The 23,278-nt window shown below is 66.1% G+C and carries 19 protein-coding genes; 5 read left to right on the top strand and 14 right to left on the bottom strand.

The features are described from left to right. Position 1: 1 nt before the first annotated feature. Both DVU99_RS06190 and DVU99_RS06185 read right to left on the bottom strand, forming a co-directional pair. Complete coding sequence (locus tag DVU99_RS06190) at positions 2–2,311, bottom strand: transferrin receptor-like dimerization domain-containing protein (protein ID WP_114239328.1); 2,310 nt, start codon at positions 2,309–2,311, stop codon at positions 2–4. A 215-nt stretch (positions 2,312–2,526) separates the two neighbouring features. After that, positions 2,527–3,951, bottom strand: coding sequence for an alkaline phosphatase family protein (locus DVU99_RS06185; protein WP_114239327.1), 1,425 nt, complete (start codon positions 3,949–3,951; stop codon positions 2,527–2,529). 181 nt (positions 3,952–4,132) lie between these two features. Between DVU99_RS06185 and DVU99_RS06180 the strand changes: the two genes are divergently transcribed. Next, complete coding sequence (locus tag DVU99_RS06180) at positions 4,133–4,753, top strand: hypothetical protein (RefSeq protein WP_114239326.1); 621 nt, start codon at positions 4,133–4,135, stop codon at positions 4,751–4,753. A gap of 115 nt (positions 4,754–4,868) precedes the next feature. Then, the gene (locus DVU99_RS06175; RefSeq protein ID WP_114239325.1) at positions 4,869–5,591 is read left to right on the top strand and encodes a DUF899 family protein; all 723 of its coding nucleotides are present in this window, start codon (positions 4,869–4,871) and stop codon (positions 5,589–5,591) included. 43 nt (positions 5,592–5,634) lie between these two features. On the opposite strand, the gene DVU99_RS06170 is transcribed toward DVU99_RS06175, so the two are convergent. After that, the gene (locus DVU99_RS06170; protein WP_157971363.1) at positions 5,635–6,609 is read right to left on the bottom strand and encodes an RDD family protein; all 975 of its coding nucleotides are present in this window, start codon (positions 6,607–6,609) and stop codon (positions 5,635–5,637) included. Positions 6,610–6,675: 66 nt separating this feature from the next. Next, on the bottom strand, positions 6,676–7,086 hold the full coding sequence (locus DVU99_RS06165) for a VOC family protein (protein ID WP_114239323.1): 411 nt from the start codon (positions 7,084–7,086) through the stop codon (positions 6,676–6,678). A gap of 170 nt (positions 7,087–7,256) precedes the next feature. On the opposite strand from DVU99_RS06165, the gene DVU99_RS06160 reads away from it, so the two are divergent. Next, a complete protein-coding gene (locus DVU99_RS06160) occupies positions 7,257–8,063 on the top strand; it encodes a class I SAM-dependent methyltransferase (protein WP_114239322.1) in 807 nt (268 codons plus the stop codon). A gap of 53 nt (positions 8,064–8,116) precedes the next feature. Here DVU99_RS06160 and DVU99_RS06155 read toward each other — a convergent pair whose 3' ends face one another. Beyond that, positions 8,117–8,677, bottom strand: a complete 561-nt coding sequence (locus tag DVU99_RS06155) for a nucleoside 2-deoxyribosyltransferase domain-containing protein (RefSeq protein WP_114239321.1) — start codon at positions 8,675–8,677, stop codon at positions 8,117–8,119. A gap of 161 nt (positions 8,678–8,838) precedes the next feature. Here DVU99_RS06155 and DVU99_RS06150 point away from each other — a divergent pair, with 161 nt between their 5' ends. Both DVU99_RS06150 and DVU99_RS06145 read left to right on the top strand, forming a co-directional pair. Beyond that, complete coding sequence (locus tag DVU99_RS06150) at positions 8,839–10,656, top strand: S41 family peptidase (RefSeq protein WP_114239320.1); 1,818 nt, start codon at positions 8,839–8,841, stop codon at positions 10,654–10,656. Positions 10,657–10,730: 74 nt separating this feature from the next. Further along, positions 10,731–12,128 (top strand): Hsp70 family protein, encoded by a 1,398-nt coding sequence (locus DVU99_RS06145; protein ID WP_114239319.1) that lies wholly within the window; start codon positions 10,731–10,733, stop codon positions 12,126–12,128. Positions 12,129–12,200: 72 nt separating this feature from the next. On the opposite strand, the gene DVU99_RS06140 is transcribed toward DVU99_RS06145, so the two are convergent. From DVU99_RS06140 to DVU99_RS06100, 9 genes are all read right to left on the bottom strand, one after another. Next, on the bottom strand, positions 12,201–13,331 hold the full coding sequence (locus DVU99_RS06140) for an SRPBCC domain-containing protein (protein WP_114239318.1): 1,131 nt from the start codon (positions 13,329–13,331) through the stop codon (positions 12,201–12,203). Next, positions 13,328–13,744 carry a helix-turn-helix transcriptional regulator gene (locus DVU99_RS06135; RefSeq protein WP_232823474.1) on the bottom strand — a complete coding sequence of 139 codons (417 nt, stop codon included), beginning with the start codon at positions 13,742–13,744 and terminating at the stop codon, positions 13,328–13,330. Before DVU99_RS06135 ends, DVU99_RS06140 begins: the two co-directional genes overlap by 4 nt. 78 nt (positions 13,745–13,822) lie before the next feature. After that, complete coding sequence (locus DVU99_RS06130) at positions 13,823–14,317, bottom strand: ester cyclase (RefSeq protein ID WP_114239317.1); 495 nt, start codon at positions 14,315–14,317, stop codon at positions 13,823–13,825. Between the two features lie 287 nt (positions 14,318–14,604). Beyond that, on the bottom strand, positions 14,605–15,717 hold the full coding sequence (locus DVU99_RS06125) for a glycosyltransferase family 4 protein (protein ID WP_114239316.1): 1,113 nt from the start codon (positions 15,715–15,717) through the stop codon (positions 14,605–14,607). Then, positions 15,714–16,439: a polysaccharide deacetylase family protein gene (locus DVU99_RS06120; protein WP_114239478.1), complete on the bottom strand. Its 726-nt coding sequence runs from the start codon at positions 16,437–16,439 to the stop codon at positions 15,714–15,716. Before DVU99_RS06120 ends, DVU99_RS06125 begins: the two co-directional genes overlap by 4 nt. 524 nt (positions 16,440–16,963) lie before the next feature. Beyond that, positions 16,964–17,635, bottom strand: coding sequence for a glutathione S-transferase (locus DVU99_RS06115; protein WP_114239315.1), 672 nt, complete (start codon positions 17,633–17,635; stop codon positions 16,964–16,966). A gap of 305 nt (positions 17,636–17,940) precedes the next feature. Continuing rightward, positions 17,941–21,408: a methylmalonyl-CoA mutase family protein gene (locus DVU99_RS06110; protein WP_114239314.1), complete on the bottom strand. Its 3,468-nt coding sequence runs from the start codon at positions 21,406–21,408 to the stop codon at positions 17,941–17,943. A 203-nt stretch (positions 21,409–21,611) separates the two neighbouring features. Further along, positions 21,612–22,544 (bottom strand): alpha/beta hydrolase, encoded by a 933-nt coding sequence (locus tag DVU99_RS06105; protein WP_114239313.1) that lies wholly within the window; start codon positions 22,542–22,544, stop codon positions 21,612–21,614. Then, complete coding sequence (locus DVU99_RS06100; RefSeq protein WP_114239312.1) at positions 22,541–23,170, bottom strand: TetR/AcrR family transcriptional regulator; 630 nt, start codon at positions 23,168–23,170, stop codon at positions 22,541–22,543. The genes DVU99_RS06105 and DVU99_RS06100 overlap by 4 nt, the downstream gene beginning before the upstream one ends. Positions 23,171–23,278: the final 108 nt, after the last annotated feature.

Below are 23,278 nucleotides of genomic sequence, written 5' to 3'. Positions count from 1 at the left end.
GTTACGAGGTTTTCTTCAACAGGGCGGTCAGCTGGTCGAGCTGCGCGCGGTAGCCGTCGATGACCTTGGCGGTGACCTTGGCGTACTGGTTGGCCTCGTCCCAGCGACGCGCCTCCAGCGCCTCACGCACGCCCGGCACGGTTTTCACCTCGTAGCCAGTGAGCATGCCCGGTGCGTAGATCATGTGCTGGAACCACGGGCGGCCCGGCAGGCCCTGGCGGTCGGACAGCGACTGCTCCATCCGCCCCATCAGCTCGTTCACCTGCTGCAGCTGCGCGGGCGACAGGTTGAAGCCCGCCGCCGCACGAGCGTCGTAAGCCGCCTGGTAGGCCTTGGCGCTCTGCTTCAGGGCGTCGGCGGCCTGATCCAGTGGTGCCAGCTGGATGTTGCCCACATCCGAATCACGCGCCGGAGGACCGACCGGGCGCGTGGGATCGACCACCAAGGCATAGGCGCGCGAGTCGATCAGCAGGTGCTGCTGCTCGGTGTCCTTGCGCGTGTTGTCCACCAGCTTGTGCAACTGCTCCACATAGCGGTCGAGCGTGTCGCTGAAATCGCCGAAGCGCATCGGCACCACGCTCGCGTCGGCCGTGCGCAGCACGATGTGCCCAGCCACCTTGGACAGCGCCACGCCATACTGGAAGGTGGGGTCGCCGAAGCGCACGTAGTGGTCGAACGAATCGTAGGCGGAGTGGTACACGCCGCCGTTGTCGTCCTCGCCACTGAAGCCCAGGTCCAGCGAGGCGATACCCAGGTGCTCGAGGAATGCGCTGAAGTCCGAGCCCGAGCCCAGTGCACCGATGGGCACGTCGCCGCCCTTCGCGGCCAGCTCGGCATTCTCCTTGGCCTGCGGCTTGGCGTCCTTCCCGCTGCCCTCCACCATCATGCTGGCGCGCATGCGATCGAGCACGCTGGCCTTGGTTTCCGGATCGGTCACGCCCGCCGCCACCTCGTTCACCAGGTGCTGCAGCGAATGGCTGCCGCCCGCATTGAGGAAGCCACGCCCGTTGGTATCGGAGTTGAGATACAGCACGGCTTTCTGCTGCAGCTCCTTGGCATGCGTCTCCGCCCATTCGGTGGAGCCGAGCAGGCCCGGTTCCTCACCATCCCAGCTCGCGTAGACCAGCGTGCGCTGCGGGCGCCAGCCCTGCTTGTACAGCGTGCCCATGGCCTTGGCCTCGGCCATTAGCGCCACGTTGCCGGACAGCGGATCCCACGCGCCGTAGACCCAGCCGTCGTGATGGTTGCCGCGCACCACCCACTGGTCGGGTTCGGTCGAACCCTTGAGCGTGGCGATGACGTCGTACACCGGCTTCTGGCCCCAGTCCGACTGCACGGTGAGGTGCACCGGCGCCGCGCTCGGCCCGACCCGGTAGGTCAGCGGCAAGCCGCCACGCCAGCCCGACGGCGCCGTGGCGCCGGTGAGCGACTCCAGCAACGGCGTCGCGTCTGCATAGGAAATGGGCAGCACCGGAATCTTCAGGATGGTCTTGGCGTCCTTCAATGCAAGCCGCTTGGCGCCATCGGTCGAACCGATGCCAGGCGTCAACGGATCACCCGGATACTGCTGCATGTCGGCCACCGAGCCGCGCTGCACGCCATCGGCAGGGCGCCAGCCGCCCTGCGGATAGGTTTCGCCCTCGGCGTAGCCATCGTCACGTGGGTCGGAGTAGATCAGGCAGCCCACCGCGCCATGCTGCTGCGCGAGCTTGGGTTTGAGGCCACGCCAGCCGCCACCGTAGCGGGTGATGACGATCTTGCCCTTCACGTCGATGCCGCGGCGCTCAAGCTCCTTGTAGTCGTCGGGCATGCCGTAGTTGACGTAGACCAGCGGGGCGGTGACGTCACCGTCGCCGCCATACACGTTGTACGGCGGCAGCACGTCCTTCTCGATGCCGGAGGTGGCATCACCCGCCACCTGCGGCTCATGCAGCCTGGCCGTGTACGGATGTGCGCCCTGCAGCTCCAGCGCCACCTTCTTCGGCGTGGGGTACAGCACGTTGAAGGTCTCGATATGCGCGTCCCAGCCCCACTCGCGGAACTTGGCCAGCATGAACTCGGCGTTGGCCTTGTCATGCGGCGAGCCGACCTGGTTGGGTTCGGCGGACAACCGCTTGAGCCATTCGCGCTGCTCGGCCGGATCGAGCAGTGCATCGAAACGTTGCTCCAGGCTTTGCTCGGCCGTAGCACCGGCCGGCGTGAAGCCGAGCATGCGGTCGTTGCCGTGGCCGTCATCGCCGGCCGCGAGCGCACTGCCCACCGAGGCCAGCAGGCAGGCCGCCAGCAGCGGCCGGTTCGTCAATCGGGTCATGCGTTTTCTCTCCCCAACAAGGTCTTGCCATGCAACGTTGAAGGCGTCACTGCCCGGAATTGGCCTTTTCCCCGCCGCCGCCCACCCACGAGCGCAACGGCCCTGCCGCGGAGGATCCTTGACGCGACAGTTATAGCAAGCGCCCTGCCCGGCTCGTCTAGGACAAACGTCATGCTTCCACTGGCATGGCCGCTCGCGCCTAATGGGCGGCCAGCTCAGCGCCGCCGCGCGGCCTGCCACGCGGCCAGCCGCGCGTTGATGTAGTTCGCGTAGTCGAGTTCGGTACCCAGCGCGGCCGGCTGCGCTTCGTCCGGGGCCGGCAGTTGCGCCACCAGTGCCGCGTACACCTTCTGCAGGTGCGATGGACGTCCCGCGGCGGGATTGCTGCCGGTGGATACCGGTACCGCCACGCCCTGCAGTGGATCGTCGCCGCGCGGCGTGGACAGGCTGAGCACGGCGCCCACGTCGGGCGCGGCGGCATCGCGCGCGGTCAGCGAAGGCAGGTTCCAGCGCCGCTGCACCGTGCGCAGTATCGAGGTGTGGTCCAACGGCATCGCGCCATCGGGTACGCGGAAGACCGTGCCGGCGGGAATCCGTGGCGAGACCAGCACCGTCGGCACGCGCGGGCCGAAGCGCCGGAAGTCGAAGCCGTACTCGCCCGCGGTGGTATCCGGCGGCACGGCATGGGTGGGCGGCGCCACATGGTCGTAGCAGCCGCCGTGCTCGTCGTAGGTGATGATGAGCAGCGTCTGTTCCCAGGCCGGGCCGTTGCGCAGCGCGTAATACACGTCGTGGATCAGTTGTTCGCCCAGCGCCACGTCATAGTTGGGATGCTGGCTGTTGCCGCTGGAGCCCCAGCTCGGCTCGAGGAAGGCGTACGCCGGCAAGGCGCCTTGGGCCGCAGCCGTCTGGAAGTCCGAAAACTGGCCGAAGTTGGCGTCGGGCGCACCGGTGAGGTCGGAGAAGCTGACCCGGGTCAGCGGCGCCGCGTCGTAGCCGTACACCATCCACGAGACGCCATGTGCGGCCAGCGTGCTGAAGATGGTGGGGGCGGTGAACGCCTTGGTCTTGTCGTCCATGTGCCCCTGCGAAGTGGCGGCATGGGTGAACGCCCGGTTCGGCAGGGTTTCGGTGGGCACCGAGCCATACCAGTGGTCGCACACCGCAAAGCCACGCGCCAGCGCCGACAGCACCGGCAGCGTCCCGGGCGTGTGCATGCCCATGATGTCGGCGGCTACGGTGCCCGCCAGCACCGACTCGTGCGCCGAAGCCTCCCAGCCCAGCGTATAGGCGTAGTTCGTCACGAAGCCCTGGTTGGTGGCCACCGGCGCGGTGGGGGCCGCGGTGCTGCCGAACAGCTGGGCATTGGTGGCCGCGTAACCCTCGCCCGGATCGGCGCCAGGCAGGAAATATGTGCTGGCCGTACCCGGCGCGATGCGGAACACCGTCACCGGCGTGCCGTCCGAGGCGCCGGGATTGGACTCGTCGCCGGCCAGCCCCTCGAACGCCTGGCCGCTCGGCGAGACATTGCCGGCATCGGCATAAAGAAAGCCGAGCATGTGGTCGAAGGAGCGGTTCTCCAGCATCAGCACGACAATGTGCTCGATCACCGCGAGGGGGTTTGCATGCTCGTGGGACATGGGCCAGCCGCCTTTCCTGTGGAGTCGGGAGTGCCGCACCCCGCGGGGGCGGCCGGTTCATTCCAGCAAGGGTGCATGTCCGGGGCATGACCCTCTACCGCAGGCTACTGAAGTTTGCCCGGCGGCCGCCGATAACCCGGTCATGCCCCAGTCACGGGACGCTTTTCGACATGGGATTCGTATGCTGAATTCAGCGCCGAACATCGGCTATCTCAAGGCCGCATGGGCCGCCTTCGAAGGTATCAGCGGCGTCAACGCCAAGCAGAGCTACGAAGACGCCGGCCTGATCTTCACGCGCATCAACCACTCCACGCTGGTGCGCAAGGGCGACGTGCAGGTATCCACCATGCCGGTGCACTACACGCGCCACCAGCTGCGCACCGGTTTCCTGGGGCGCATCGAGAACGAGGTGCGCAAGGCGGTGGCGCAGATGGAGCCGATTCTGGAGCACCAGCTCCATGTTCCCGAAGGCCACGAGCTGGTGGTGGAACTGGAGGAATGCCTGCGCCTGCTGCGCCGCATGGGCAACCGTTCGCTGCGGATCCTGGTGCGCCCGCACGATGGCGTGGAACTGGATGCGATCCTGTGCGCGGAGATGCGCGTATTCCTCGATTCGCCACGGGCCTGCCTGTACGTGGCTTTGATCGATGCCTGTTCGCGCCAGCAGTTCGACCTGCTCGCCGACGCACCCAAGCGCTCGCGCGTGTTGCGCTCGAACAGCTACGGCGAGCTGGCCGGCAAGATGGCCACCACCATCAACGCTGCGCTGACCCTGTCCTACGTGAGCCCGCTGGCCGCCTGAACGCCTCGGGACATGGTGTCGATTCCACGCCGCCTCGTTCGTCGCTGAAGAAGACAAGCTCTTCACGCCCCCTGCCCGAGCACGGGGCGCAGCGCCGCCACGGAGGTCGTCCGCCATGCCCCACGCCGAACCGCACGCCCCATCTCTCGTACCCGCCGTCGAACTCGCCCGCCGCAACGGCGTGCGGTTCCTGAACGAGAGCGAGGCCTACCGCCGCGCCCGCGACGCCTTGCTCGCCGAGGAAATCGAACTGCGCCGCCATATCGAGCGCGTGGCGGAACAACGCCGCGCGCTGCCTCCCGGGCCGAAGGCAAGCGGCGACTACCGCTTCATGGGCGAGCGCGGCCCGGTGGACCTGGCCGGCCTGTTCGGCGACAAGCAGACGTTGGTGACCTACAGCTACATGTTCGGCCCCCAGCGCGAGCAGCCGTGCCCGATGTGCACCTCGCTGCTGAGCGCCTGGGACGGAGAGGCCCGCGACATCGATCAGCGCGTCGCACTGGCGGTGATCGCCCGCTCGCCGATCGAGCGGCTGGTAAAGTTCCGCCTGGAACGAGGCTGGCGCCACCTGAAGCTGTACTCGGACGTCAACGGCGAATTCAGCCGTGACTTCCACGCGGTCGACGCCAATGGCGACGAGCAGCCCGCCTTCAACGTGTTCACCCGGCGCGACGGCGACATCCGCCTGTTCTGGGCTGGTGAGATGGGCCAGGCCAGCGCCGATCCCGGCCAGGATGCGCGCGGCGCGCCGGACCTGATGCCGATCTGGACCATCCTCGATTGCGTGCCCGAAGGTCGCGGCACCCGGTGGTACCCGAAGCTCGACTACCCACGGTGAACCATGGCGGGACGCCGCGCCTGCAGCGTCCCGCCCTGATCATTCACTCGGTTGCGGCGGGAGCCACCGGCTGCGCCGTGAGTTCGGCCGGCTCGTAGCGGTAACTGTGCGAAAGCGTGCTGCGCGCAATGCCCAGGTTGTAGCCGTACACCAGCGTGACGAATACCGCGTCCTCGTGCGAAAGATCGACCTCTCCGCGACCGATCACCTTTGCAAACCCGCGGGCCACCTCGGCGTCCTCCTGCAGCGGCGCATCCAGCCACACCGTGGCATTCAACGAATGCTTGAACGGACCACCGTTGAAACTGCTGGCGCTCTGCATCACCCCGACCCGCCGCGCATGCGGCTGCGCCGACAGCTGTGCGGCCACGCTGAGCAGGCCACGGAAGGTATCGGTGGTGGACAGCTTCGCCATCACCGCCGGGCTCAGCAGGCACAGGGCCACCACGACGGCCACGCCCACCCAATGCCCCTTCCACGGCGTGCCGAACGCCGCCTGTTGCGGCTCCGTGCCGGCGCGCACCACGTAGGTGCCCAGCACCAGATCGTGCAGCGACTGCCGCGTGCGGCGATTGAAGATGTACAGGTAGGTCTCCGCGAACACGCCGGCGACACCCAGGCACTGCAACAGCACCACCGGCGTGAAGCCACGCAGGGGATCCGCATCGGGAATATTGCCCAGGAAGAACGGCAACCCAAGCACCGCGTAGCGCAGCAGTGAACGGGGCAGCTCCAGCAAGCGTCCCTCGCGGTCGACCACACGGACACCCAGGGCCATCTTGCCCAGCGTCTGCCCGTTCATCAGGCGGCTGTTACCCACGCCGAAATAGAGCAGTGCCAGCGCAAAGCCGATGATCAGCGCATAACCTCCCATGCGCGCCAGCGCATCGAACAACGGTATGCCGATCAGCAGGCCCACCATCCCCAGTACGAACACGTCGATGGCAAAGGCGACCAGCCGCCGCCAGAAGCCGGCGATCTGGAGATCACCGGCCTCGATCCCCTGTTGCGTTTCCATACTCCGCTCCCCTGTGAAGTGCATCGGATGTTGCCGCAACTTCGTGGCCTTGGGGAGCCGGCGTCCTCATCCGCCAGGCTGCTTCATGCAATTGACCATCCAGCCCTTGCCGTAGCGATCGGTGAGCAGGCCAAAGCGCTTGGCCCAGAACGTCTCGGCGATGGGCATCTGCACCCGGCCACCCTCGGCCAGCGCCTGGAATACGCGCTCGGCCTCGGTCACCGTGGCCACGTCGATGTTCACCACGCCGCCGTGCGTATCGGACTGCGGCGGACCATCGGCGCCCATGATGATGCCGTTGGTGGTTTCGAGTTGTACGTGCATGACGCGGCCATGCATCGCCGCCGGCATGTCCGCGGCCATGGGCGACTCGCCGCCGGTCATGCGGGCGGTGATCGTGCCCTTGAAGGCCTGGGCGTAGAAGTCGAAGGCCTCGCTGCAATCGCCGTCGAAGTTGAGATACGGAATGAACCGCATGGTGCGTGCTCCTGCGTGGTTGAAGGCCGCCCTCGTGGTTGGCCCGGGAGAGGTCCTGCACGTTCGCAGGACGCCTTTCCCCATCACGACGAACGACGCCCGCCCGGATCGACATGCCGGCGTCGCCCCATCGGCGTAGGCTTGGAGCATCCTGCAAGGAGGGTCGCACCATGCTCCGTCGCACCTTCACGCCCCTGCCGGCCTTGGCGGGCCTGCTGCTGGCGGCCGCCTGCTTCGCCGCCGACACCACGCCGCCCGCACAGGACGTGAGCTTGCAGCAGGCTGTTGCCGGCAACTGGCGCTCGGACACCAACAAGGCGCGCGATGTCTATCGCCACCCGGTGGAAACACTGCAGTTCTTCGGCATCCAGCCCGGCATGACGGTGATCGAGCTGTCACCGGGCGGCGGCTGGTATACGGAGATACTGGCGCCCTATCTTGCCGCGCACGGCCACCTGATCGAGGCCGCCTCGCCCAAGGCCGACAAGTTCAATGCCAAGCTCAAGGCGAACCCGGCCGTATTTGGCCACATCACGCGGGTGATTCCGTTTGCGCCACCGGAGCAGGTGAACCTGGGCCCGCCCGGCTCGGCGGACATGGTGCTCACTTTCCGCAACACGCATGACTGGCTGATCGACAGCCCGGACACGCTTGCCGCCGTATTCAAGGCGTCCTACGACGTGCTCAAGCCCGGCGGCATCCTGGGCATCGAAGAACACCGCGCCAAGCCCTTCGGCGACCCACGCGTCACCGCCGGTGCACTGCACCGCGTATCCGAGGATTACATGATCTCGCAGGCCATCAAGGCCGGCTTCCGCCTGGCCGACGTATCGGAGATCAATGCCAACCCCAACGACCCGGAAGACATCAACGTGCATCGCCTGCCGCCCGACCTCGCCGGTCCGGAGGACGAACACGCCCGCATGAAGGCCATCGGCGAATCCGATCGCATGACGCTGAAGTTCATCAAGCCCTGATAGCGCAGGCCTTCGGCCCGTCCGGCAACTCAGACGCGTCGCGATGAAGACGCTTACGCCCCCGGCGCACGCCGTCCGGGTGCAGCCTGCAATCGCTTGCGCAGGCGCCTCAGCAGGTCATCCATCGAATCAGCCTGTTCCACCTGGTAGCGTGCCGCCACCGCATCGACATTGCCCTTGCGCCAATAACCCTCTGGGCACAGCACGATCACCTTGCCCGAGCGCGCGTGCAGGCCCAGCTCCATCAGGCTCACCGGGCTATGTGAGCCGGGGGCGAGATACATCACGACCACGTCGGCCTGGTCCAGGGCGGACAGCTCCCAGTTCACCTGCTGTGCAAAGTGCTCGTCATTGAGCTCGGCTTTCCACGCCGGGTTCCAGTCCGTACGGCGGGGGTTGAGGATCACCACGTTGGTATCGGCCAGGGCATCGATCAGCTGCTTCTGCCAATCGACGGCCTTGCCCATGTCGATGCTGCCGGCAAGGAACACCTTGGTACGACCGTCATGCGGCAATGGCTGGGGCGACACAATGACGGTCGGCGCCGCCTGCGCCAGCGACGCGCCGGCCAACAGGGCCAGGCCGAACAGGGTGGATACCAGTGAGCGGTGCATCGATGAAAGCCTGACAGGGGCGACGGTGACGTTATGGCGCCGGATTATGGCTTACTGAACGGCGCACCATAAGACCGCGGCGCCCCCAGGCGGAAGGCTGTCCTGCACCAGGCCCTCCCGATGTATAAAGCCCGCCACCAACCGGATCGCCAAGGATCGCAATGGATTGCCTTCGCCGTGTTCTGCTGTTCGCTGCCCTGGCTTCGCTGGGCGCCACCGCCACCGCCCGGGCCACCCAGCCCACCACGACCACTACCGACGTCGCCGCGTTTGCCCGGCTCTATGGCGTGGTGCGCTACTACTATCCCGGCGACGCCGCGCAAAGCGTGCCGTGGAACCGCTTCGCGATATATGGCGTTACGCAGGTGCGCGACGCGCACGACAGCAAGGCGCTGGCCGCCAGCCTGCACCACCTGTTCGATCCCATTGCCGGCGGCATCGACATCGTGCCGGATGACCAGCCCTTTCCCGCCGCAAAACCTGCGGACACCGACCAGCCGCACGTCCACTGGCAACGCCTGGGCTATGCAGAGGGCGTCAACGCCTATGCGACCTACCAGGCCAAGCGCACGGCACGAGCCGGCGTGTTCGCGAACACCAGTCACCCGCCGCCGAACGTCAACGTGGAGCAGCAGCGTGAAGCCAGCGCCCGGCTGATGGCGCCGCAGACGATGTTGTATGCCGACGCCTCCTCCCACGCGCGTTACGCGGAATTTCCGCTTGGCGCCGGCCTCAAGGCCCGCGTGCCGATCGACCTGACTGATGACGAAGCCAAGGCCAGCCCCGAACAGCAACAGGCCGTGGCCGCGCTGGCGACCAGCCTGCTGCCTGTGGACGACGCCCCGATCAGCGCCGCGCAGCGCCAGGCCGACATCGTGATGGGCTGGAACGTCTACCGTCACTTCTATCCGTACTGGCGCGAAGTCGGCGACGACTGGGACCAGCAACTGGAGCCGCTGCTGGCTTTGGCGGACACGCCTGCCAGCCGCGAAACACAGCGCGACACCCTGCGCAGGATGGTTGCGCTGGTGCAGGATGGCCATGGGCAGGTCTACGACCCGCACCGTCCGTTCGGCTCGCTGCCCGTCGTGCTGGAGCCGGTAGGCGACGCGCTGGTGGTCACCGCCAGCGCCAATCCCACGGTGCGGGCGGGTGATCGCGTGACATCCGTCGACGGCCTCGATGCCCCCGCCTGGATGGCGCGGCAGGCACCGCTGGTATCCGGCTCACCGCAGTGGCGCCGCTGGCAAGTGGCCGCGGCGCTGCAGTTCGGCCCGATCGGCAAGCAGGTCCAGCTTGACCTGGAGCGCGACGGACACCCCGAGCATGCCGCGCTGGACTACCAGCGCCAGACCGCCATGCCCGCCCCCGCACGCCCGGAGCCCGTCACCGCCGTGAAGGATGGCGTGTGGTACGTGGACATCACGCGGGCATCGCAAGAGGATTTCGAACGCCATCTCGACCAGCTCGGCCATGCCCGAGCCTTGATCGTGGACCTGCGCGGCTATCCCAGGCCAGGCATCGGCAGGTCGCTGCTGGAACACCTGCTGGCCGGGCCCGAACATGCACGGTGGATGCATATGGCCAGGCATGACGCGCCATTCGACCAGCCAGCGGCCTACAACGACATCGGCTGGGACTTGAGCCCGGCGACACCACGCATCACGGCCAAGGTGGTGGTGCTCACCGATGGCCAGGCCATCAGCCAGGCCGAGTCCCTGCTCGGCTATGTCTCCGACCTGCACCTGGCCACGATCGTGGGCTCGCCCAGTGCGGGCACCAATGGCGACGTGCAGGTCTTCTACACGCCCTCGGGCTACCGCATCAGCTTTACCGGCCTGCGCGTCACCCGCCACGACGGCAGCACGCCGTTCCACGGGCAGGGTGTCGAACCTGACGTCGCGCTGAGCCCCTCCCTCGCCGACCTGCGCGCAGGGCGGGATGTGGTGCTGGAGCAGGCCCTCCAGCTGTGCCGCTAGTCAGGTCGCATTTGGGTTGAAGGGCCCGAACCCGTCATAATGGCCGGCTGCCCGCCAGCAACCGGCCCTCTTTCATGCATATCGGCATCGACTTCGGCACCAGCTACTCGGCTGCGGCCGCCATCATCCAAGGCCAGCTGACCCTGGTTCGCTTCGGCGAAGCGGAGCAGTTCCGCACGGCGGTGTACTTCCCCGAACTGGTGCCCGATCCCAACGACTTCGAGCTCACGCCCGAGCTCGAGGCGCAGCTGGAGGCCCATATCCGCTCCGCTCGCGCGGACCTGCGCCAGCAGGCCGCCGCCGCTGCCGCGCGTAGCCAGGCACCGGTGACGCGCACCGACGAGGAACTGCGCCGCGATGGCTTGCGCGTGATCCGCCGCCAGTGGATGGAGGAGCAGACGCGTAACGCCTCGGGATCGGTGGCCAGCTTCCAGCACGCGCTGTTCGGCGAGGAAGCGGTGGAGGGTTATCTGGAAAGCGGTGGCGGCAACCTGATCGAGTCGCCCAAGTCGATGTTCGGCTATCGGCTGGACCCGCAGGTGCGCAAGGTCATCGTGCATATCGCCACGCACATCCTCGAACACATCCGCCTCACCGCCAGCAAGCAGTTCGGCACGCCGGTGCGTGGCGCGGTGATTGGGCGCCCGGTGGAGTTCCGCAGTTCCATGGGTGCGGCAGGTTCGGAACAGGCGATCGAGATCCTGCGCGAAGCCGCGGCCGCCGCCGGCTTCGACGAGGTGAATTTCCTGGAAGAGCCCGCCGCCGCGGCCATGCACTACCACAAGAGTCTCGTCGAGCGGCAACACGCGCTGATCGTGGACATCGGCGGCGGTACCACCGACGTCAGCCACGCGGAACTGGGCGGCAAGGCCGCTCCGCACATCGCGCGCAACTGGGGCCTGCCCAAGGGCGGCACCGACCTGGACGTGGGCGTAAGCCTGCACAGCTTCATGCCGCTGCTGGGCAAGGACATCGTGCGCGTGCCGCAACACCAGTTCGTGGAAGCGGCCAGCGTGCACAACCTGCCCAAGCAGCGTGAGTTCCGCAAGCAGAACTACCGGCTGGTGGCCGCGCCCTACGGGCCGCGGCTGCGCGCGCTGCAGGAACTGGGCGCCACCACCCGCCTCAACCAGGCGGCCGAACGCACCAAGATCATGCTCAGTTCGGTGCAGGAGCATCGTGCGGAGCTGCACTTCATCGAGCCCAGGCTCGCGGTCGACGCCACGCGCGATGACCTGGACGCGGCCATCGAGCCGTTCCTGGCGCAGCTGGAGCGCACGCTGGGCACCGTGCGTGCGGACCTCAACGCCCTGCCCGCCAGCGTATTCCTTACCGGCGGCACCTCGCGTTCGCCACAGGTGAAGGCACGCGTGCAGTCCTGCTTCCCGGAAATCCCGCTGGTGCACGGCGATCCGTCGCTGGGCGTGGTGTCGGGCCTGGCAGTGGCAGCTAGCGAATCGCCCCGCGCCTGAGTGCCGCGACCATCGCCCTCCCCGCGGCACCCGGCGCGCCTTGGGCCAGACACACCGGGTGGGGCACCGCAATCAGGCGGCACTGACCTTGCGCAGGGGCGTCACCCTGGCGCCATGGCCCTCCAGGCTGGGCTCCGCGGAAAGGAAGCTTGGCCGCGACTGCATCACTGCCTGGGCACGCTGCACGTTGGGATAACCGGCGAGCAGCGCAGGCCCCACCGGCGACTTCGACAACGAGTACAGCAGCGGTGCCGCCAGGAAATCCGCGATGCACGGCGCGTTGCCCACCAGGAAATCCCGCTCGCCGTAGGCGGCCTCGAGCACCGAAAGCACGCGCCGGATATCGGGTAGCGCGGCATCAATGGCGGCCTGGTCGGGCTGCCCGTCCGGGCCCGATGGAAATGCGTACTGCATGATGCAGCGGCGCACGATGGCATCGTAGCCATAGTCGTACATCACGCTGTACCACTGTTCCGCCCGTGCCTGCGCCGTCACTCCGCCAGCGGGCATCAGGCTGGGCCCGGCGAACGCCTCGTCGATGTAGCGCAGGATCGCCCGGGTTTCGTAGAACTGCAGCGGGCCATCGTAGAGCGCGGGAATGCGGCCGAACGGATGTATCGCATCGACCTCGGACGTGTGCGGCGCCTCCGGCGACAGCGCATAGGCGACGCCCTTCTCCGCCAGCGCGATGCGCACGGCACGCACGTAGGAGCTAAGCGGATTGCCCACCAGCCGCACGTTGCCGGCCGTGCCTTCCGGATCCAGGTAGTCCACCAGGCGGTTGAAGACGGACGTCCAACCCTGGTGATGGTCGTCGCGCACCGCGGCATCCGGGAAGCCGGTATGACGCATGTGCAGCTGCGTTCCACCGTCCTTTTCGGTGAGCGTGACCTCGATGAGCGTGGTGCGCGCAGCCGCATCACCGTCGCCATCCCAGGCCCAGGTGTATGCCAGGAACGAAGGCTGCTGGATCGCCTGGTAGACGCCGCCGACGCGATGCACCTTGCCCTCCCGGGTCACCATGGTGATGCGATAGCGGCCGCCAACCCGCAGGTCGGTGTTCACCTCGCCCACGTGCAGGCCGCGCGGGCAGTGCCACACCGCCATCGCGTCCTCGTCGGTAAGCGCATCAAACACCTTTTCGCGCGGTGCGCGGATGAAGCGGGTCATTTCCAGCTCGAATGTTGCGGCTTGGGTGGTCATGGCTTTTTCCTCGGCTTGCGAAGGGCGCCGTCGCCACGCTTGCGGGCCTCGGCGCGATGGGTACGTTCGACAAACTCGACCAGTCGATCCAGGTTGCCCTCCCAATGGCGGCGATACGCCTCCAGCCAATCGTGCGCATCGTGCATGGGTTCGGCACGCAAGTGGCAGATGCGCCAGCGGGCATCCACCTCCCGTGCGATCAATCCCGCTTCTTCCAGCACCCGCAGGTGCTTGGAAATGGCAGGCGGGGAAATCTCGAAGGGCTCGCCCAGTTCCCCTACGGTGGCCTCGCCACGAGCGAGGCGGGTGAGGATGGCGCGCCGGGTCGGATCGGCCAACGCTGCAAACGTGCGGGACAGTGCGTCGCTCATGGAGTCAATTAACCATATGGTTAATTGAATTGCAAGTGCCATGGCCGCCCCACCCGTGCTCGCGTCACCGCCGTTTCCTGCAGCCCGCGCACCGACGCGATGCGGTTCTCCAGCCTTGGGTCACACCTTGGGCGTGATGCCCAACTGGCGATCCACCGTGAGCTGATCCCAGAAGATCGACACGTGGGTAATGCGGTGATCGGGCCCGTACTGGATCAGCATCGCGCCTGGATGATCGAAATGCCGGCCATTGCCGGGCGTGACCTTGCCGCTGGCCGGGTCCACGAACGGCCCCGACCAGGTGCCGGTGACCTGCTCGATGGAAACGGCGCTATAGCCATCCACCACAGCCTGTTTCACCACGATGTGGAAATCGGGATAGGCGCGGAAGATCATGCTGAAGAAGGCGCGCGTGCCGTTGTAATCGAGCGGCTTGGGGTTTTCCGGCTGGTCGATCTTCACGTCGGGTGAAAACAGCTGCATGACCTGCTCGATGTCATGGCTGTTCCATGCGACGGCCCAGTGATCGACATCCGCATGGGTAATGGGCGCCTCGGCCGCGACGGCAGCCGTCGAGCAGGCAGTGAACAGCAATGCACACAGTGATCGCTTCATCGGTCGTCAAGGCCTCGTGAACAAGGAACCATGCCGGCGCATGCCGGCGCCCATGGCGAAAGCGCTGCGCTCCCGACGAAGCCGATGACACTCCGGCGACCACCAGGATGCAGGCCTCATCATGAGGGCGACGTGCCTCACCGCGCCACCCTCGATCGGGTAGGCCTGGCGAGAGCTTCGCGAAGTGATGCGTACGATGCCTGCCCCGCGGCATCGCCCCGGGCCTGTTTTGGAGTGATGCTTGACGAAGCCTACGTGACGCCTGGCTGCCGCAAACTGCCCGGAGCTCAGGTTGCAGCGTGACCAAAATGGTGCACGGGCACCTTGCCGTAACGCAGCAGCTGCTCGAAATCCCTCGCCACGGCACCGTTGCTGTAACACTCCACCACGAAGTCGCGGGCGGCCTGCCCCATCTGCGCACGATGCTGGTCGTCACACAGTGCGAGGATGTGCTCGCGCCAGTCGTCGACGTTGCCAGGCTCCACCAGGTAACCGGTAACGCCATCCTCCATCGTTTCCGGCACGCCACCGATGCGGCTACCCAGCACCGGCACGCCACAGGCTTCGGCCTCGATGGCGACACGCCCGAAGGTTTCCGGCTCCACCGAAGGAAAAGCCAGGAACGAAAAGGCCGAGTGATACCGCGAGGTGTCACCCACCCAGCCGGTGAAGTGATGGCGGGAAGACATGCCGCCCTCATCGGCCATGCGATGCAACACGTGCTCCTCGGGCCCGTTGCCCACCCACAGTGCATGCAGGCGAGGTTGCTGTTTCATCGCCTCGTTCAGCGCCTGCATCAGCTGGGTCACGCCCTTGCCACCATGCATGCGCCCGACAAAACCCACCAGGATGGCGTCATCGGCGATGCCGAATTCGCGGCGCACCTGGGCGCGGCGCTGCGCATCTGGGTGAAACTGCACGGTATCCACCGGGTTGTACGAGATCGACACGCGATCCTCCGGCACGCCCCACTCCAGATACTTGTTTCGGGCGTACTCCGAAACCGCGATGAAACGCTGCGCCAGCCGGGGCACGCCGTACTCGGACATCTTGCTCATGCGCGGATTGCGATGACGGAACAACGCCACGGGCGTATGCGTGAGCCTGCCGCAGGCAATGAGCGGCCAGTACTCCTTGCCGAAGTTGCCGATCAACCAGTCCGGCGACCAGCGCGCGATGCGGCGGAGCACCGCCGCGTATCCACGCACGTCGTAGACATTGCGAAAAGAGCTATAGGTCACCGGGATGCGTGCGGCCTCGAGCCCTTCGCCGATCAGGCCTCGCCGGGACGCAACAGCCTCCACCTCATGCCCAGCCTGGGACATCGCCTTGGCCAGCGCGACGAAGTGAGTGGCCGCGCCGGTGTTCTCCGGGTTGGTACCAACGAACAACAGTTTCATGAGCGTTTGTCTTCGTAACCCGTCAGTACCTTGGCCGCCACCTGGGGGAGCAGATGGTGACGTGCCACCTGGATGCGCGGGAGACGCCACAGGTCCGTTGCCGCACCCGTGGCGGCACGACCTCGATGGGTGGTGGTCGCAGCGGCATAGCCCGCCTCGCGCGCGACCCCGACCGCACGGTCGTCGTAGTCGCCGTAGGGGTAACAGAACTGCGTGACGGGGATGCCGAGCCGGTCTTCCAGCTCGGCCTTGCAGCCCGCGATCTCGTCTCGCTGCTGCGCGTCATCGCATTGGCTCAAGCGCACGTGCGTGCGCGTGTGCGCCCCCACTTCCATGCCAGCGCCATGCCATGAGCGCAATTGCTCTGCAGTCATCAACGGCTTTCGAACGCCGAGCTTGTCGGCATCCCACATGTTGTACTGGCCCATGCGCCCGCTCACCACGTAACAGGTGGCGGTAAACCCATGGCGGTGCAGCGTGGAGACGGCCGAGTCGAGGTTGTCGACGTAGCCATCGTCGAGCGTGATCACTGCCACCTTGCCTTGCTGCTCGCCCCTCAGGTAGGGCATCGCATCGCTCATCGAGACACCTCGATAACCGAGCGTGCGCAACAGGCTCATTTGACGTGCGAACGCCGCAGGCGACACATAGAGGCTGCGATAGACCTCCACGCCTGGCGGCACACGCGCGATGTTGTGATACATCAAAATCGGCACTTTCATGCTGCGCACCAATGGCTCGCCAGAAAGCGACGCCCCAAAAGCCAGGATCTACACACGGGGACGCAGAGCGTGCTTTCCGCTGGGGGAAGTGGGCGCCTGCAGTGTGTTCATGGGCACTGACTGGAACATTTCCCCAAGCTTGCCGGCAACTTACAAAACAGCAAGATTTGGCTGAAAACCACGCAGGACGTGCGCGACAGACCTGCGATGCAAGGCGTGAGTGGCATCCATGCTCACTTCGTGACGAAGTAAACCCTGGTTAACCGCAGGCACTTCCCGGTTGTCCCGCGCAACGCACGGACGACCGACCAGGCTGAACGAATGGCATACCGCACCGTGAAAACCACGTCATCAGGTGGAACGGCAAGCGGACCTCGTGGCGCGAAATGTGCGGAACCCGCAGGTAGCAGCCCACGACCTGTCGCGAGACTTACGACCGTGAGACATCGCAGCGCCAGCGTTGCATGCGTTGCGTGGAGCCCGCGTCAGCGGACGGCCAGGACGGCCGTCGACTCGAACAAAGGCTAGCCCGAGAGACTGTACGGGCCGCCGCGCTCCAGCGCACGGCGATACGCAGGCCGTTGCTGGATCCGCTTCACGAACGCCGCGATATGCGGCAGTCGTTGATTCATGCCGCTACGCGCCATCGCCGCTTCCATGGGGAAGCTCATCTGGATGTCCGCCGCACTGAAGGCATCCCCGACGAACCAGCCGGTAGCGGCAAGCGCATCGTTGGCGTAGGAAAGATGCAAGGCCAGCTGCGGATCGACGAAGCTCGACTGCAACGTATCGGCGATCTTTCGTGCAATCGGCCTTGCAAAGAACGGCATCGGAGCACTCGCGATGCGCGATGCCACGAGTTTCAGCAACAACGGCGGCATCGCCGAACCTTCCGCGTAGTGCAGCCAGTAGGTGAAGCGTTGCCGGTCCGGCATGCCGGGCAGCGGTGCCAGCTGGCCCGTGTCGTAGCGATCGACCAGGTACTCGATGATCGCACCGGACTCGGCCATCACCTGCCCCTCGTCCTCGATCACGGGCGACTTGCCCAACGCATGGATCGCGCGCAGCTCTGGTGGCGCCAGCAGGGTCTTGGGATCGCGCTGGTACAGGCGGATCTCGTACGGGATGTCCAGCTCTTCCAGCAGCCAGAGCACACGCTGCGAACGCGAGTTGTTGAGGTGATGGACAGTCAGCATGGCGGCAGTCGAACGGCGGCTCGGATAGGCGAGGCTAGCACGCCAATCCAGCTACCACTGCGCGCTGAAGCGCACTTATGGGGTGTCGGCCGGGCCTGCGCCCCAGGCAGGAGCGCGGACCAAAGCCCCAACACGGCATCGACCCGACGCGCTTCACGGGAGCCCGGAAACATGCTCCGTCCCTGACCGCCGCGGCCATCCGTGCATCGCTCCGGACACACCCTCTTCCGCCAGCCGGCACCTTCTCCGGTGGGGAAAAGCATCAAGCCATCGAAACGCGCAGCAGGAAAAGCCGCCACCGCGGCTTACATGTTGCGCCGGTACTCGCCGCCCACGTCATACAGCGCATGGCTGATCTGGCCGAGCGAGTTGTACTTCACCGCTTCCATCAGCTGCTCGAACACGTTCCGGCGCTCACGCGCCGTACCCTGCAAGGTCTTCAGGCTGTCCGGCGCCAGGCCGTTGCGGGCCGAGCCGAAGGCCTGCACGTTGTCGATCTGCTGCGCCTTCTCACCCTCGGTGGAGCGGATGAGTTCGATCTCGGTGGCAATCTCGCCGCCGTGATCCTTGGGCAGGAAGGTGTTCACGCCGATCAGCGGAAGGCTGCCGTCGTGCTTCTTCTGCTCGTAGTACATCGACTCTTCCTGGATCTTTCCGCGCTGGTACATGGTGTCCATCGCGCCGAGCACGCCGCCGCGCTCACTGATCGCCTCGAACTCCTTGTACACGGCCTCCTCGACGATATCGGTCAGTGCGTCGACGACATGGCTGCCCTGCCACGGGTTCTCGTTGAAGTTGAGTCCCAGTTCCTTGTTGATGATCATCTGGATCGCCACCGCGCGGCGCACGCTCTCTTCGGTCGGCGTGGTGATCGCCTCGTCATAGGCGTTGGTGTGCAGGCTGTTGCAGTTGTCGAACAGCGCATAAAGCGCCTGCAGCGTGGTACGAATGTCGTTGAACTGGATTTCCTGCGCGTGCAGCGAACGGCCTGAGGTCTGGATGTGGTACTTCATCATCTGGCTGCGCGCGCTGGCGCCGTAGCGCTCGCGCATGGCGCGCGCCCAGATGCGGCGCGCCACGCGTCCGATCACGGTGTATTCCGGATCCATGCCGTTGGAGAAGAAGAACGACAGGTTCGGCGCGAAGTCGTCGATCTGCATGCCGCGCGCCAGGTAGTACTCCACGATGGTGAAGCCGTTGCTGAGCGTGAAGGCGAGCTGGCTGATCGGGTTCGCACCCGCCTCGGCGATGTGGTAGCCGGAGATGGACACCGAGTAGAAGTTGCGCACCTTGTGGTCGACGAAGTACTGCTGGATGTCGCCCATCATGCGCAACGCGAACTCGGTGGAGAAGATGCAGGTGTTCTGCGCCTGGTCTTCCTTCAGGATGTCCGCCTGCACCGTGCCGCGCACGGTCTGCAGGGTTTCCTCCTTGATGCGCGCATAAGTATCGGCATCCACCAGCTGGTCGCCGGTGACGCCCAGCAGGCCGAGCCCCAAGCCTTCGTTGCCCTTGGGCAGCTCGCCGGAATACTGCGGACGGCCGTTCGGATACAGCGATGCGATCTTCTTCTCGGCGGCCGCCCAGCGCGCCGGGTCTTCCTTCAGGTGCTTCTCGACATTCTGGTCGATCGCCGTGTTCATGAACATCGCGAGGATGATCGGCGCCGGGCCATTGATGGTCATCGACACCGAACTCGTCGGCGCGCTGAGGTCGAAGCCGGAATACAGCTTCTTCATGTCGTCCAGCGTGGCGATGTTGACGCCGGAGTTGCCGATCTTGCCGTAGATGTCCGGGCGCGGCGCGGGGTCTTCACCGTACAGCGTGACCGAGTCGAACGCGGTGGACAGGCGCGTGGCCGCACCGCCCTGGCTGAGGTAATGGAAACGACGGTTGGTGCGCTCGGGCGTGCCCTCGCCCGCGAACATGCGGGTGGGATCCTCACCGGTGCGGCGGTACGGATACACGCCACCGGTATACGGGTAGTAACCCGGCAGGTTCTCCCGCATCAGGAAGCGCAGCTGGTCGCCCCAATCCTTGGTCTTGGGCGGCGCCACCTTGGGGATCTTCTGGTGGCTCAACGACTCGCGGTAGTTCTCAACGCGGATCACCTTGTCGCGCACCTTGTACTCGTTGACCTCCTCGGTCACCGACTTGTAGCGCCTGGGCCAGTCGTGCAACAGGTGGATCGCTTCGTGGCTCAGCTCCTTGATCGCCGCGTTGTAGCGCTGGCGCAGGGTGAGCAGCGTGCGATCGGCGCCTTCCTCATGCAACGCCTCCGATTCGTAGCGCGCCAGCTCTCGCGGCAGCTGGGCATCGCCCAGTTCCTTCAGCGATTCGTAGTAATGCTGCGCTTTGCTGGCGAACTCGGCTTCGCGCTCGATCTCCTTGTTGATGCCACGACCCTGCTCGGCGATCTCGGCCAGGTAGCGCACGCGGCTGCCGGGGATCAGCACGGTGGCCCGCGGCTCCTTCACCGAGGTGTCGAGGCCGGGCGTCCACTTCTCGGCCGGCAGGCCGAGCTTGTCCCGCAGCAGGCGGCACAGATTGCTGAACATCCAGGTTACGCCCGGATCGTTGAACTGGCTGGCGATGGTGGGATACACCGGCACCTGCTCGTCGGTGAGCGCAAACGCCGTGCGGTTGCGCTTCCACTGCTTGCGCACGTCGCGCAGCGCATCTTCCGCACCGCGCTTGTCGAACTTGTTGAGCACCACCAGCTCGGCGAAGTCGAGCATGTCGATCTTCTCGAGCTGGCTGGCCGCGCCGTAGTCGCTGGTCATCACGTAGGTGGGGAAATCCACCAGGTCGACGATTTCCGAGTCGCTCTGGCCGATACCCGCGGTTTCGACGATGACGAGGTCGTACGGCTGCGCCTTGAGGAAATCGATGCAGTCGCGCAGCACCGCGCTGGTGGCGGCGTGCTGGCGACGCGTGGCCATCGAGCGCATGTAGACGCGGTGGCTGCGCAGGGAGTTCATGCGGATGCGATCACCCAGCAGCGCGCCACCGCTGCGGCGACGCGTTGGGTCCACCGCAAGCACGGCGATGCGCATGGCGGGGAAGGCGTGCAGGAAGCGCAGCAGCAATTCGTCCACCACCGAGGACTTGCCCGCACCGCCGGTGCCGGTGACGCCGAGCACCGGCGTCTGCTTGCCGGCCATCTTCCACTGCTTGCGCAAGTGGTCCAGCTCGGCTTCGGACAGCTCGCCCTCTTCGATGGCGGAGAGCACGCGGCCCACGGCGATCTCGTCGCCGATGTCCACCAGCGGCGCGATGTCGTTGCCTGTGTGCTCGGTGGCGCGCTTCACCGCCGCGGCACGCGCACGATGCATCACGTCCTCGATCATCTCGGTGAGACCAAGCCTCATGCCGTCGTTCGGGTGATAGATGCGCTCCACGCCGTAGGCCTGCAGCTCACGGATCTCCTCCGGGGTGATGGTGCCGCCGCCACCACCGAATACGCGGATGTGCGAAGCGCCATGCTCCTTGAGCATGTCCACCATGTACTTGAAGTACTCGACATGCCCACCCTGGTACGAAGACAGTGCGATGGCGTCGGCGTCCTCCTGCAGGGCCGCGCGCACCACGTCTTCCACCGAGCGGTTGTGGCCGAGGTGGATCACCTCCGCGCCCTGCGACTGGATGATGCGACGCATGATGTTGATCGCGGCGTCATGGCCGTCGAACAGGCTGGCAGCGGTAACGAAGCGCAACGGGCGGGTCTCCGCCTGTACGGCGCTGGCGGTGACGTGCTGGGCGGGGGAACTCATGGGGACTCCGGAAACAGCGTCTGCGGGTAATCCCTGATTTTAGTGGACGCTTACGTTTGGAACATGTTGCGGCGCGGGGAAGCCATGATCCACAAGGCTTTTCTCCGCACTGCAGGCCGGCACCATGCGCACTGGTATGTCACGCCGGCCTCACGGCCGTCACCCTGGATTGCGCCGGCAGGGCGACGAATCGCCCGCGGCCGTCAGCCGTCACCGAAGGGCAGGTTCGGCGATGACACGACACGCTCGCCCACCAGCTCGCCGCGCAGGAACGCCAGCGACGCGGCAATCACTTCCGGCGCGTCCAGCACCCGGTGATGTCCAAGCCCCTGCGTGCTCAGCAGGCGCGCACCATGCCAGTGCCTCGCATAACGCTCGCCTTCTGCCCACGGCACGTCGTGATCATCCACGTCGTGCACGATCAACGCAGGCTGTCCCAGTGAAGGCAGGTATCGATGCACCTGCAGGTCGTGGATATTGATGCCGGTCATCGCCTGCAGGCTGTCGTGCAGGCGCGCGCAAAGATGGTCGCCCAGGTGCACGAAGTGGGTGAAGCGCTGGGTGGCCGCCACCGGATCGGCCGCCGGCGCGATCAGTATCACTTTCTCCGCATGCCAGTCCTCGCCCTGCGCCAGCGCCGCGGCGGCGCCACCGAGCGAGTGCGCGATGACCAGCGCGGCGTGGCCGAAATGACGCCCCACTTCGCGCACGGTGTCCACGAAGTCGGGCAAGGTGCAGTAGCGGCCGCCGCTGTTGCCGTGGCCCGGCTGGTCGAACGCCACCAGGGCGTAGCCAAGCGCGCGCAGCGACTCCACCCACGGCAGGTAACGCAGGCCAAAACTGGACCAGCCGTGCACCAGCAGCACATAGGGCTCACGCGAGGGATCGCCCCAGGTGTAGGTCGCGATGCGCTGGCCACGCAGTTCCAGCTCACCGCGCTGCATCTGGGCGTCGGGCGTGGCGCGCTGGGCGCGCGCGCGGCTGCTGCCGAAAGGCGTGATGAAGATGCGCAGCGCATGCTCCACGGCGTGTGCGGGTGCCAGGCGGCTGCCCAGCGCAAAGCCCGCGCGTACCGCGCCGAGCTTCAGCGCGCCGGGACCATGGGGATGACGGGCGGGGGTGGCAGTACGAGTCATGACGGATTCCTCCCGCTGGCGGCGGGGCTGCAGCTGGCGAGCAAACGCTCGAACGCCGCCAGCACATGGCGGCGCGCTTCATCAAAACCGAACAGGGCCGCGTCGTGATGCAATCCCAGCATCAGCGCGTTGATCTCGAAGGCAAGCTGGCGCGCCTCGATGTCGGCGGCGAGTTCGCCGTTGTCGATTGCCTGGGTCACGGTGCGGCACATTTCCTGCCGCCAGCCCGATTGTTGCTTCACTACGGCGTCGTGCAGCACGCCTTCTCGACCGTCGTATTCGCTGGCGGCGGTCTGCAGCACGCAGCCGCTCTGGTACTCCTGCACCCAATCCACCCAGCGTCCGACGATGGCACGCAAGCGCGCCAGCCCGCGCGGCAGCTGCAGTGCCGGCCACTTCACCTGCTCCAGGAATCGGCGCTGGCCAAGTTCGAGCACGGCCAGTTGCAGATCCTCGCGCGAACCGAAGTGCGCGAACACGCCGCTCTTGGACATGCCCACGTCCAACGCCAGCGAGCCGATCGACAGGCCTTCCAGCCCATCGCGGATGGCGATGGCATAGGCGTGCTCGAGAATCATCTCGCGGGTGGTGGCGCGCTTTCCGCTGGCGGGGGCTAGGGTGCTCATGGGCATAAAATAGCACGATCGTTCGTTCTTTTGACGTCAAGCACAGCTGAACAAACACCTCCAATCCCCCATCACAAAGCTGAACAAGCCGGGGAAAATGGGTCAACA

The sequence above is a fragment of the Dyella sp. C9 genome, assembly GCF_003332825.1.
Taxonomy (GTDB): Bacteria; Pseudomonadota; Gammaproteobacteria; order Xanthomonadales; family Rhodanobacteraceae; genus Dyella.
This window is presented reverse-complemented; position numbering and strand designations above follow the sequence as displayed.

What these genes read in the sequence shown, in the direction of transcription:
- DVU99_RS06190 (WP_114239328.1), bottom strand. Translation starts at nt 2,311, where the DNA reads ATGACCCGATTGACGAACCGGCCGCTGCTGGCGGCCTGCCTGCTGGCC.
- DVU99_RS06185 (WP_114239327.1), bottom strand. Translation starts at nt 3,951, where the DNA reads ATGTCCCACGAGCATGCAAACCCCCTCGCGGTGATCGAGCACATTGTC.
- DVU99_RS06180 (WP_114239326.1), top strand. Translation starts at nt 4,133, where the DNA reads ATGCTGAATTCAGCGCCGAACATCGGCTATCTCAAGGCCGCATGGGCC.
- DVU99_RS06175 (WP_114239325.1), top strand. Translation starts at nt 4,869, where the DNA reads ATGCCCCACGCCGAACCGCACGCCCCATCTCTCGTACCCGCCGTCGAA.
- DVU99_RS06170 (WP_157971363.1), bottom strand. Translation starts at nt 6,609, where the DNA reads ATGGAAACGCAACAGGGGATCGAGGCCGGTGATCTCCAGATCGCCGGC.
- DVU99_RS06165 (WP_114239323.1), bottom strand. Translation starts at nt 7,086, where the DNA reads ATGCGGTTCATTCCGTATCTCAACTTCGACGGCGATTGCAGCGAGGCC.
- DVU99_RS06160 (WP_114239322.1), top strand. Translation starts at nt 7,257, where the DNA reads ATGCTCCGTCGCACCTTCACGCCCCTGCCGGCCTTGGCGGGCCTGCTG.
- DVU99_RS06155 (WP_114239321.1), bottom strand. Translation starts at nt 8,677, where the DNA reads ATGCACCGCTCACTGGTATCCACCCTGTTCGGCCTGGCCCTGTTGGCC.
- DVU99_RS06150 (WP_114239320.1), top strand. Translation starts at nt 8,839, where the DNA reads ATGGATTGCCTTCGCCGTGTTCTGCTGTTCGCTGCCCTGGCTTCGCTG.
- DVU99_RS06145 (WP_114239319.1), top strand. Translation starts at nt 10,731, where the DNA reads ATGCATATCGGCATCGACTTCGGCACCAGCTACTCGGCTGCGGCCGCC.
- DVU99_RS06140 (WP_114239318.1), bottom strand. Translation starts at nt 13,331, where the DNA reads ATGACCACCCAAGCCGCAACATTCGAGCTGGAAATGACCCGCTTCATC.
- DVU99_RS06135 (WP_232823474.1), bottom strand. Translation starts at nt 13,744, where the DNA reads ATGGCACTTGCAATTCAATTAACCATATGGTTAATTGACTCCATGAGC.
- DVU99_RS06130 (WP_114239317.1), bottom strand. Translation starts at nt 14,317, where the DNA reads ATGAAGCGATCACTGTGTGCATTGCTGTTCACTGCCTGCTCGACGGCT.
- DVU99_RS06125 (WP_114239316.1), bottom strand. Translation starts at nt 15,717, where the DNA reads ATGAAACTGTTGTTCGTTGGTACCAACCCGGAGAACACCGGCGCGGCC.
- DVU99_RS06120 (WP_114239478.1), bottom strand. Translation starts at nt 16,439, where the DNA reads ATGAAAGTGCCGATTTTGATGTATCACAACATCGCGCGTGTGCCGCCA.
- DVU99_RS06115 (WP_114239315.1), bottom strand. Translation starts at nt 17,635, where the DNA reads ATGCTGACTGTCCATCACCTCAACAACTCGCGTTCGCAGCGTGTGCTC.
- DVU99_RS06110 (WP_114239314.1), bottom strand. Translation starts at nt 21,408, where the DNA reads ATGAGTTCCCCCGCCCAGCACGTCACCGCCAGCGCCGTACAGGCGGAG.
- DVU99_RS06105 (WP_114239313.1), bottom strand. Translation starts at nt 22,544, where the DNA reads ATGACTCGTACTGCCACCCCCGCCCGTCATCCCCATGGTCCCGGCGCG.
- DVU99_RS06100 (WP_114239312.1), bottom strand. Translation starts at nt 23,170, where the DNA reads ATGAGCACCCTAGCCCCCGCCAGCGGAAAGCGCGCCACCACCCGCGAG.